General features: G+C 66.8%; 10 protein-coding genes and 1 other RNA gene. 6 read left to right on the top strand and 5 right to left on the bottom strand.

The annotated features are described in order from the left end of the window. Together rfaQ and msbA are read right to left on the bottom strand one after the other, a co-directional pair. On the bottom strand, positions 1-794 hold a 794-nt coding region (gene rfaQ / locus GEV05_29095; GenBank protein ID MPZ47347.1), incomplete at its 3' end, for a putative lipopolysaccharide heptosyltransferase III. Between the two features lie 39 nt (positions 795-833). Next, a complete protein-coding gene (gene msbA, locus GEV05_29090; GenBank protein ID MPZ47346.1) occupies positions 834-2606 on the bottom strand; it encodes a lipid A export permease/ATP-binding protein MsbA in 1773 nt (590 codons plus the stop codon). Positions 2607-2695: 89 nt separating this feature from the next. Between msbA and zapB the strand changes: the two genes are divergently transcribed. The 5 genes from zapB (at position 2696) to GEV05_29065 (ending at position 4901) form a co-directional block, all read left to right on the top strand. Beyond that, a complete protein-coding gene (gene zapB, locus GEV05_29085; protein MPZ47345.1) occupies positions 2696-2893 on the top strand; it encodes a cell division protein ZapB in 198 nt (65 codons plus the stop codon). After that, positions 2893-3204 (top strand): cell division protein ZapA, encoded by a 312-nt coding sequence (zapA, locus tag GEV05_29080; GenBank protein MPZ47344.1) that lies wholly within the window; start codon positions 2893-2895, stop codon positions 3202-3204. Before zapB ends, zapA begins: the two co-directional genes overlap by 1 nt. A 78-nt stretch (positions 3205-3282) precedes the next feature. Continuing rightward, positions 3283-3469, top strand: a non-coding RNA gene (gene ssrS, locus GEV05_29075) — 6S RNA. Between the two features lie 416 nt (positions 3470-3885). Then, on the top strand, positions 3886-4209 hold the full coding sequence (locus GEV05_29070; protein ID MPZ47343.1) for an XdhC family protein: 324 nt from the start codon (positions 3886-3888) through the stop codon (positions 4207-4209). Further along, positions 4206-4901 (top strand): xanthine dehydrogenase, encoded by a 696-nt coding sequence (locus GEV05_29065; protein ID MPZ47342.1) that lies wholly within the window; start codon positions 4206-4208, stop codon positions 4899-4901. Before GEV05_29070 ends, GEV05_29065 begins: the two co-directional genes overlap by 4 nt. Here the strand turns inward: GEV05_29065 and GEV05_29060 are convergent. Continuing rightward, the gene (locus tag GEV05_29060) at positions 4880-6382 is read right to left on the bottom strand and encodes a DUF3482 domain-containing protein (GenBank protein MPZ47341.1); all 1503 of its coding nucleotides are present in this window, start codon (positions 6380-6382) and stop codon (positions 4880-4882) included. The two genes, GEV05_29065 and GEV05_29060, sit on opposite strands and share 22 nt — an antisense overlap. Before the next feature lie 25 nt (positions 6383-6407). Then, positions 6408-7889 carry a DUF2868 domain-containing protein gene (locus GEV05_29055; GenBank protein MPZ47340.1) on the bottom strand — a complete coding sequence of 494 codons (1482 nt, stop codon included), beginning with the start codon at positions 7887-7889 and terminating at the stop codon, positions 6408-6410. A gap of 258 nt (positions 7890-8147) precedes the next feature. Between GEV05_29055 and GEV05_29050 the strand changes: the two genes are divergently transcribed. Beyond that, positions 8148-8558 carry an iron-sulfur cluster assembly scaffold protein gene (locus GEV05_29050; GenBank protein ID MPZ47339.1) on the top strand — a complete coding sequence of 137 codons (411 nt, stop codon included), beginning with the start codon at positions 8148-8150 and terminating at the stop codon, positions 8556-8558. A 35-nt stretch (positions 8559-8593) separates the two neighbouring features. Here the strand turns inward: GEV05_29050 and GEV05_29045 are convergent, their stop codons facing one another. Continuing rightward, entirely contained in the window at positions 8594-8884 is a 291-nt protein-coding gene (locus GEV05_29045; protein MPZ47338.1) for an AbrB/MazE/SpoVT family DNA-binding domain-containing protein, read from the bottom strand. Positions 8885-9104: the final 220 nt, after the last annotated feature.

The raw sequence follows: 9104 nt of genomic DNA, 5'->3' as shown, positions 1-9104 counted from the left end.
CGGATCGCCTCGACCATTTCGAGCTCGGGCGCGCTGGGCGCCGCAGTCAGTAACACCGGCACGTGCGGCTGCAGCCGATCGATCAGCTCCGCCATGCCTTCGACCGTCCAGCACTTGTGAAGAAAGCGTGACGTCGGATGAACCAGAACGAATGACCGGTCGTTCAGCCCCAACCGTGCCAGCTTGGTGCGCGCGCTGGTCTGCGCTTCCGGCCCGGGAACCAACTGCAGAGCCCTGGCGTCAGGTTCCGGATAGACGCCGATCCGGCGCACGGCATCGAGGTGACTCTCCACTTTGTGGCGAGGATTTCTCGGCCTCGCATAGAAATGCGTAAAGCTGTGCTGCCAGAAGCGACTGCGCTCCCGCCGGGCGTAGCGTTGCGTGACCGCCAGGGAAATTCCGAGCAGGCGCTTGAGGATCGGGCCGCGCCAGTGTTCGGTCAGATGGAGCAGCAGGTCGTAGCGGCGGGAGCGCAAACGCCGCAACAGGGCGCTCTCCGAGCGCAGGTGGCCGAAGATTCCAAGCTGCTTCCAGCTGCGATCGATGCAATGGATCTGCGCGATGTCGGGATGAAACGTCAGCATATCCAGCGTTTCCTGATAAATCAGGGCGTCGATTTCGAGGTGAGGATGGCGCTTCTTCAAGGCGCTGAACACCGGCGTCGCCAACAGCACATCACCGTGAAAGCGCAGTTTCACCACCAGCACGCGGCGCACTCGGGAAAAGTCCACTGCATCGGTCAGTGCCGCGGGTGCGTCTCGGACGATCACTGGCGGAAGTGGCGGCTCGGACATCACGAGCAAATGCCGACCCGGGAGCTGGGCCGGGCATTGTCAGCTCGCGCCATGCGCCACCGTCTCCGCTTCCTCTTCGGCCGCGGACTCGAACTGCATGTAGTAAAGACGGGCATAGACGCCGCCGTGATCGAGCAGTTCCCGGTGCGTGCCGATTTCGGCGATGCGCCCGCGGTCGAGCACCACGATACGGTCGGCGCGCTCGATGGTCGAGAGCCGATGCGCGATCACGAGCGTGGTGCGGCCTTCGAACAGGGTATTGAGCGCTGCCTGAACGTGGCGTTCGGATTCGGTGTCGAGCGCCGACGTCGCCTCATCGAGGATGAGTATGGGCGCATCGCGCAGAAGCGCCCGAGCGATGGCCAGGCGCTGGCGCTGTCCGCCCGAGAGCTTGACGCCGTTCTCGCCGATCGGTGTCTCGAGACCCTGCGGCAGCGCCTGGATGAAGTCCATTGCGTGCGCGGCCTCCGCTGCGGCGACGATTCGATCGTGGTCGGCGTTACGCATGTCGCCGTAGGCGATGTTCGCGGCCACGCTGTCGTTGAACAGCACGACGCGTTGCGATACGAGCCCAATGTTTTCCCGCAGGCTCGTCAGCCGGATATCTTGCACGTCCTGGCCGTCCACCCGGATGCGGCCGGAAGTCGGGTGGTAGAAGCGCGGCACCAGGCTCACCAGCGTGGTCTTGCCGCTACCCGATTGACCGACCAGGGCGACCGTTTCCCCCGGTCGCACGGTGAGCTCGATGTCCTGCAGTGCATCAATCGCACGTCCGGGATAACGAAAGCGGACACGCTCGAAACGAAGCTCGCCGCGCACACGCCCCAGCTCGCGGGTGCCGTGGTCCTCTTCGCTTCGCTCGTCCATGAGGCCGAAAACGGATTCCGCAGCGGCCAGCCCGCGCTGCAGGTGCTCGTTGACCGAGGTGAGGCGCTTGAGCGGCGCGGTCAGCATGAGCAGCGCGATGATGTAGGAAACGAATCCGCCGACGCTGGCGACGTCGGCGCTCGCCTGACGTGTGGCCAGAAACACCATCAGTGCAACCGCGGATGCCGCCACCATCTGCACCAGCGGTACGTTGATCGCCGCCGCGCTCGCCTGCTTCATGGCAAATCGGCGTACCCGATCGGCGTTCTTGCTGAAACGCGTCGCTTCGTAGACCTGGCCGCCGAAAAGCTTCACCTCCTGCTGCCCTTCGATCGCTTCTTCCAGAAGCTGCGTGAGATCCCCCATGGCGTATTGCGATTCGCGGCTCGAGTGCCGCAGCCGTTTGCTCAGGACCCGGACGATGGCCACGATTGCCGGCACCGTAACGAGCGTCAGCAAGGTGAGGCGCCAATCGAGCCAGAACAGCCAGCCCAGGAGCCCGAGGATGGTGAGGATGTCCTTCACCGCGACCGTGACGACGTTGGTGGCCGCCCGCGTCACCTGGGTGACGTCGTAGGTGATCTTGGACAACAGGTTGCCGGCCGGATGATCGCCATAGAACCCAGCGGGCAACGTCAGCAGACGCTCGAACATGGCCTTGCGCAGATCGAGCACGACCTTGTTGCCGACCCAGGTGATGGCGTAACTGCCCACGAAGTTCGCGGTCCCGCGCACCGCGAACAGCACGACGATGGCGATCGGCATCAGCCGGATGATCTCCGGGTCGCGGGTGACGAAGGTGCCGTCGAGCAGCGGCTTCATCAGCGCCGGCAGCGCCGGCTCGCTGGCCGCCACCACCGCCATCCCGAGCATCGAGACGGCGAACGCACGCCAGTAAGGCCGCACGTAGCTCAGCAGCCGGAAATAGAGCTCGGCGCTGGTCATCGGGGGCTTAGCCATAAACTCCAAAATACATTCACATTACGATCTTACCAGTTGACCGACCGAGTTTTTCCAAACTATAGTTGCCGCTCATGGAAGCGGACCTCAAAGCGCTGGAAGACAAGATCGGCCAGCTCGTGGAGCTGACCCAGCAGTTGCGGAACGACAACCGGGGTCTGCGCCAGCAACTCGCGCAGGCCGTGAGCGACAACAAGCGCCTGGGCGAGAAAGTCGATGCCGCCAAGGCACGGCTGGAAGCCCTGCTCGAACGCCTGCCCGGGGACAACTGATGGCCGCAGCAGTCAAGCAGATCGATTTCAAGGTGATGGGGCGCGAGTTTCGGGTTACCTGCCCCGACAACGAGGAACGCCAGCTGCTCGAAGCCGTGGCGTATGTCGACCGGCGCATGCTGGAGATGCGCGACAAGAGCAAAGTGATCGGTCTCGAACGCATTGCCATCATGACCGCGCTTTCGATCGCCAGCGAGCTGCTGCACACCAAGGTGCCGGGCGGGGTTGATGTGGCAGAGTTTAAGCGTAGAATAAATTCCATGCAGGCGAGCATCGACAGCGCCATCGCGGAGCAGGAAAAGCTCTTCTAGGCAACGTCGGTTCCCGCTGGGTTCCCGCTTGAAGCGCGGCGCGCAAGGCGAATGTGCTTGCGCACGCGTCGTACCAGCTATCCCCTGCGGTGTTCGACCAGGCCATAAGCGAAGCTTGAACCAACAAATTGGGGTAACCCAGGTCGCGAACCTAGGCAGCACCGGTGTGCGAGTCCCATGCGGACTTGCCTGAAGGTGCTGGGAACGCGGCCGCCTTGAACCTCCGGTTCAAGATCCTGGGCCTGACGGCATCCGCGGGGGACCCCTTTTTCCATGCGCCGCAGCGGGTCCAAGCGGCCTCCTCCCCTCCTGCAAAGGAGGGGCGGGACGCGGCAACGTCGCGGACGGGGTGGTATCGAGCAAAACCACACCACCCCGTCGGCTGCGCCGACACCCCTCCTCCTGAGAGGAGGGGAGAACGAAGACATTTCCCCTCCTTACCAAGGAGGGGCGGGACGCGGCAACGTCGCGGACGGGGTGGTCGGTTTTTTTTGAGGTTGCGCCAAGCAGCACACCGCGTCGCCTCCCTCGGCTTGTCATGACAAACGGTTGCACATTGTCGGATCGCGATTCAGCCCCGGGCGCGCGCGTAAGGAATGTCGACTGCGCGGCAGAGTACCTTGCAGATTCCCAGGCCGCATCGGCCGGCCGCAGGCTGCCTGCACTGACATGGAGACTCGCATGAGCACGGACGCCGACGAGATCTTTCCGCACATCGAGCGCTGGCGCAGCGACGGCCGAGGCGTGGCGCTTGCCACCGTGGTGCAGACCTGGGGGTCGTCGCCGCGCGCCGAGGGCAGTCACCTCGCCGTGAACGATCGCGGCGAATTCGTGGGCTCGGTCTCCGGCGGCTGCATCGAAGGCGCCGTCGTCACCGAGGCAGTAAGCGTGATTGCCGACGGCAAGCCCAGGACGCTGGAATTCGGCGTCTCCGACGAGCAGGCCTGGGAAGTCGGGCTGGCTTGCGGGGGCAAGGTGCGCGTGTTCGTGGAGCGCCTGGAATGAAGTGGGCCCTGTACGAGCGCTTGCGTGTGGCCACCGCCGCCGACGCATCGGCGGCGCTCGTCATCAACTTGCGCGACGGGGCGCAGGCGCTCTTCGACGGCATGTCATGGCAGGGCGCGCTCGAACTGAGCGCCGAACAGCAGGCCGCCGTGCAGCGCATGCTGATCGCGGACCGCAGCGGTGTCTTGCCGGAAAACGAAGAGCTGTTCGTGCGCAGTTACGCGCGCGCGCCGAGGTTGATCGTCGTCGGCGCGGCGCACATCAGCCAGTTCCTGGCGCCGATGGCGACACTGGCCGGGTTCGACGTGATCGTGATCGATCCACGCCGCGCGTTCGCGGCCGAGCATCGCTTCGAAGGCGTCAAACTGATCAACGCATGGCCGGACGAAGCGTTGCAGGAGTTGAAGCTCGATTCGACCAGCGCGGTGGTCACTCTGACCCACGATCCGAAGCTGGACGATCCGGCATTGATCGCGGCGCTCGCGAGCCCCGCCTTCTACGTCGGCGCTCTGGGCAGCACGCGCACGCATGCCAAGCGGGTGGCGCGGCTCACCGAAGCGGGGCTCGCCGACAAGGTGAAGCGCATCCACGCGCCGGTCGGGCTGAATCTCGGCGGACGCGCGCCGCGCGAGATCGCCGTTTCGATCCTCGCCCAGGTGATCCAGGTGCGCTACCGCGGCGAGACGTCCTGACGGATCGTGTTGCTGTCTTCCGTCGCGGGCACCGCGCCGGGATAGAGCCGCTCGAGCAACTGGATTGCCGCGTCGGCGAGCAGCGACTGCAGATCCGCCTCGGCCTGCGCAGCGTCATCCGATCCACGTGCGTTTTCCCACAGGGCCTCGAACGCTTGCTGGCGCTCGTCGACCGCCTGCGCCACTTCGTCCTTCCAGAACGCGGGCGCTTCGGCCTCGGCATAGGCGCCCCGCCCACGCCCGAAGTGCGCGACGGCGAGATAGCGCAGCAACGCGGAGCGCACCAGGCCGTCGAGAAACGACGGACTCCACGCAACCGATCCCTTGTCCGCGCCTCGAACCAGGTTGTGGCCGCGCGCCACCCCGACGCCGCCGAGCGCGCCCACGAGGGTGCCGGCCACGATGCCGGCCCCGAGCGTGATACCGCCGGCGGCGAGATCCGCCAGCAGGCCGGCGAGCGCACCGGACGCGATGCCACCGGCCGCGGCCGCCTTGCCTGCGCTCATCGGCTCGGTCATGCTGTAGTGAGTCTCGAGCCGTTCGAGCACCATCGACGCAGCCTCGCCTTCGAGCCCGTGCAGCGCGATCAGCCGGTCGGTGCTGGTCCGGATGTGTCGATCCAGGCGTTCGGCAAGCTCCGCCATCGCGCCCTCGCGGGCTTGGTCGCCTGCACGCGCGCCCAAGCCCAGCGCTGACAGTACCCGCCGGCTTCGTTCTTCAGGCATCGATTGCGCGACGGTCTGCCGATCATGGGCCGCCGCCAGCAATTGCTGCGCAAGCACGCCCATCGATTGCTGGAAGCGATCGATGTTGCGCGCCTGCCACAGCGCAACCAGCCGGCGCATCGCGGGTTGCTTTTGCGCGGGCAGGAAGCTGCCGAGCAAGCGCAGCAGCACGCCCTCCTGCACCCAACAGCGCGCGAACGCATCCAGGGCCAGCACCTCGTGCACGACAGGGAACGTGCTCACCGCGCTTCGCCAGCGATCCAACTCGGCGCGCTCGTCCGTGGCCGGCCGCGGCGGCCCGACCTGGTTCAGCAGCACGATCACCGGCTTGCCGATCCAGGTGAGGATCTGCATTTCGGGCGCGACATAGCCGGCGTCGCCCGGATCCTCGGCCGCGTTCACCAAGTACAACACCACGTCGGCCGATTCGCGCACCGTGCGCACCGCCTGCTGGCTGCACCAGAGCGGGCGGTTGCGGTAGCGATCCCACACCTCGCGCATGAGCCAGCCGATCGGGTTGTCCGCAGCGCGCAACCGTGTCACCAGCCGCGCCGAATCGCCGAAGCCCGGCGTATCCCACAAGCGCAGCACATCCCCGCCCGGCGTTTCGAGCAGCGTGTGCGCCTGGGCGAGCTCGGTGACATGCGGTGCATCGCGAACCTCGCCGATCTCTCGCCCCAGCAGCGTGCGCGCGAGCGTCGTCTTGCCCGCATTCGTATGCGAGACGAGCCCAAGCTCAATCGTCGCTGGCTCGATCGTCGCCGGCTCGGTCGTCACGCGTTCACGCGGACACGGTCCGGCCGGTCAACTGGGCATCGAGCTCGCGTTGCGCGGCCGTGAGCTCCGGCAGGGTCAAGTCGACGAAGACGGCGCGCGCCCCGCGCGTCGCCGCCAGGCCCGACCACGCTTGCCGCCGCTCCGCGAGACGCGCATCGGCTCCGGCCTGCGCGCCGAGACGGCTTCGGTAGGGCCCTTCGTCGACGATGACGGCGAGCCGGCCCGGCGTGCGCGGGCACAACCGATCGAGGAACACGCCATGATTCTCCGTTTCCGGTGTCGCCGCGAGATTGAACAGCGCGACGACCATATCGGCCGCAGGCGACGAACGATCGGGCGCAGCGCCGAGCGCATCCTCGTCGCCGAATGCGACGCCGCGTGCCCAATGCACCTGCACGTCGTCGCCGAACATTGCCGCTGCCAGTCGCTGCAAGCCCTGCCTGGCGTTTTCGGCCGGCGTATAGGCATAGGGCATCACGTCCACACGCGCGGGCGCTTCCCGCCAGCCGGAGAGCAGCCGCCGGAAATAGGCCTCGTCGAGCGAGAGCGGAAACCGGCTGGACAGCCTGCGCTCCCGCAGCCACGCGATGGCGGCAAGGATGAGGCGCGGAACGATCACCGCGGCCGCGGTCGTCACAGCATAGAGATAGATCCAGCGGGCTGCGTTCTCGCCGCCACCGGCGTCCCAGCGCAGCGCAGCGATCTCCTCCACGCTCGGGAACGGCTGGCCGGTGAAGCGCGCCGTCGGGCCGAGGAAGAACGCGAGCAGCCCGTGCACGGCCGGCGCGTCGAGAAAGGTGCTTTCCCAGCCGGCGCGGTATTCGAACGCGAGCCCGCGCAGGAACAGTCCGATCACGGCGCCGAGCGCCAGCGCAACAGCGGACAGATGCAGGATGCGCGCCGCGCGCGCTGCGATGAGCGGTGCGGAGCGCTCTCCCCAATCGAGCGCAAAGCTCGCAGCCGCACCGGCGAGCGGTCCGGACACGTGCGCAGTCAGATTGCGACGGACACCGGAGAGAAGCTGCGCCACCCGCCCCGGCTGGCGCCTCGAACGGCTCGCGATCGCCCTTACCGTGCGTACGAGCAGCCAGACGTATACGGCCAGGTTCCAGACGATGATGCCGAGCAGCGGAAAGGCGAGGATGTTCACGCGCCCCGGATCGGCGATGTGCTCGGCCACGAGCCCCGAAGCGAGTGCGATCGCCGGCAGCGCGATGCCGATCCAGGGCCGCCAGCGCATCGCGCCGAGCGCGCGGCCGGTTCGGGGCGAGCGCTCGATGAGCTTCGCGGCCAGCAGCTCGGCGCGCTTGGCGACGAATGCCTCGGCACTCGCACGCTCGCCGCGGTCGGCCGCCCGCCAGCGCACGAGCTCGGCCGCCGCGCGCGCGGCATAGCGTCGATCGTCCTCGGTGAGCAGGGCGCTTGCGGCATCGGCTGCCTCGGCCGCGCGAACGAGCAAGACCTGGCGTGCCGCGGTTTCGTCCAAGTAATTCCTCTACGGGCATCGATGAACTGCCCCAAGAACGGCATGATAGCCGCCGGCTCGGCCGGAGGGCCAAAGTCGCACCGTGCCGCACTCGTGCGCCTTCCGGACGCCCGCGCTGCGATCCGTGATAAGGTGAGGCGATCCGGGTTTACGTGTATTGCCCTTGTCGGGCTGCGCGCGTGCTCAGCCGCGAGTGCCCGCCCGCGGTCCTCATCCGCGTGGTGACGAATCGAGGAAAGCGTGTCGAGCGCAGCCGAGATCTATCAGCAGGCGATCAAATCGCTGGCGGCGGAAGCTACCGGCCACGGCGCGCTCGAGTCGCCGAACGGCCGCGCCTTTCTCGACAATCCGCTTTGCGGAGATTGCGTCGAGATGCAGGTGGCGCTTGCGGACGGCCGCATCCGCGCGCTCGCGCACGACGTCAAGGGCTGCCTGCTGTGCCGCGCGGCCGCATCCGCGATCGGCAAGCGGGCGCCCGGCGCCGACCTGGCCGCCATCGAGCGCATCGGCGCCCAGGTGGCCGCCATGCTGCGCGAAGGCTCGCCCGCGCCGCCGGGCTGGGACGAATTGGCGGTGTTCGCGCCGGTGCACGGTCATCCGAGCCGCTACCGCTGCGTGCAGTTGCCGTTCGAGGCGCTTGCGGCGGCGATGCGGCCTGGCGCTGCGTAGTCATGTAGCCAACAGCCGTGGCGCCGGATGTTGAATTACTCCGGAACCACGACCCGCGGAGACAGCCCCATACGCCGAGCACGCTCCTTCCTCCCCCTGACCAGCAAGCTGGCCGGGTCCAAATCCGCCGGCGCGGGTGCACGTTTGCTCTTGAGCATTCCAAATCCGCTTTCCGCAAGTGCGGCGGGCCGGCTGACGACGCGCATTTCGACACGATCGCCAACAACGACGAACTCGATCTTACTGCCCCGATGGAGCCCCAATCGCTGCCGAAGCGGCTTCGGAATCGTGACCTGACCCTTGCTGGTTACGGATGTGGTTTCCATCGTCGGCTCGTCGGTAATACTCGGTAAGACTACCACTGTTTCCGGATCGGAAGAACTGCCCTTATTGCCCCTGCCTCACGCCTTGCTCGGCCAGCACCGTTTCGACCAAGTCCCCACGAGTGGCACGATCGCCTGCAGCACTTCGGGCAGTTGCTGGCGAATGCGAGCATGATGTGTCTCGCGCACCTTACAATGCCGCGAACAACCTGCAGCGCTCTTA

This window comes from Betaproteobacteria bacterium (genome assembly GCA_009377585.1).
Lineage (GTDB): Bacteria > Pseudomonadota > Gammaproteobacteria > Burkholderiales > WYBJ01 > WYBJ01.
The sequence above is the reverse complement of the archived record's forward strand: the minus strand, read 5'-3'. Positions and strand labels throughout refer to the sequence as shown.

Coding starts and splice junctions, on each gene's coding strand:
- msbA (MPZ47346.1), bottom strand. CDS start 2,606: ATGACCAGCGCCGAGCTCTATTTCCGGCTGCTGAGCTACGTGCGGCCT.
- zapB (MPZ47345.1), top strand. CDS start 2,696: ATGGAAGCGGACCTCAAAGCGCTGGAAGACAAGATCGGCCAGCTCGTG.
- GEV05_29045 (MPZ47338.1), bottom strand. CDS start 8,884: ATGGAAACCACATCCGTAACCAGCAAGGGTCAGGTCACGATTCCGAAG.
- GEV05_29065 (MPZ47342.1), top strand. CDS start 4,206: ATGAAGTGGGCCCTGTACGAGCGCTTGCGTGTGGCCACCGCCGCCGAC.
- zapA (MPZ47344.1), top strand. CDS start 2,893: ATGGCCGCAGCAGTCAAGCAGATCGATTTCAAGGTGATGGGGCGCGAG.
- GEV05_29070 (MPZ47343.1), top strand. CDS start 3,886: ATGAGCACGGACGCCGACGAGATCTTTCCGCACATCGAGCGCTGGCGC.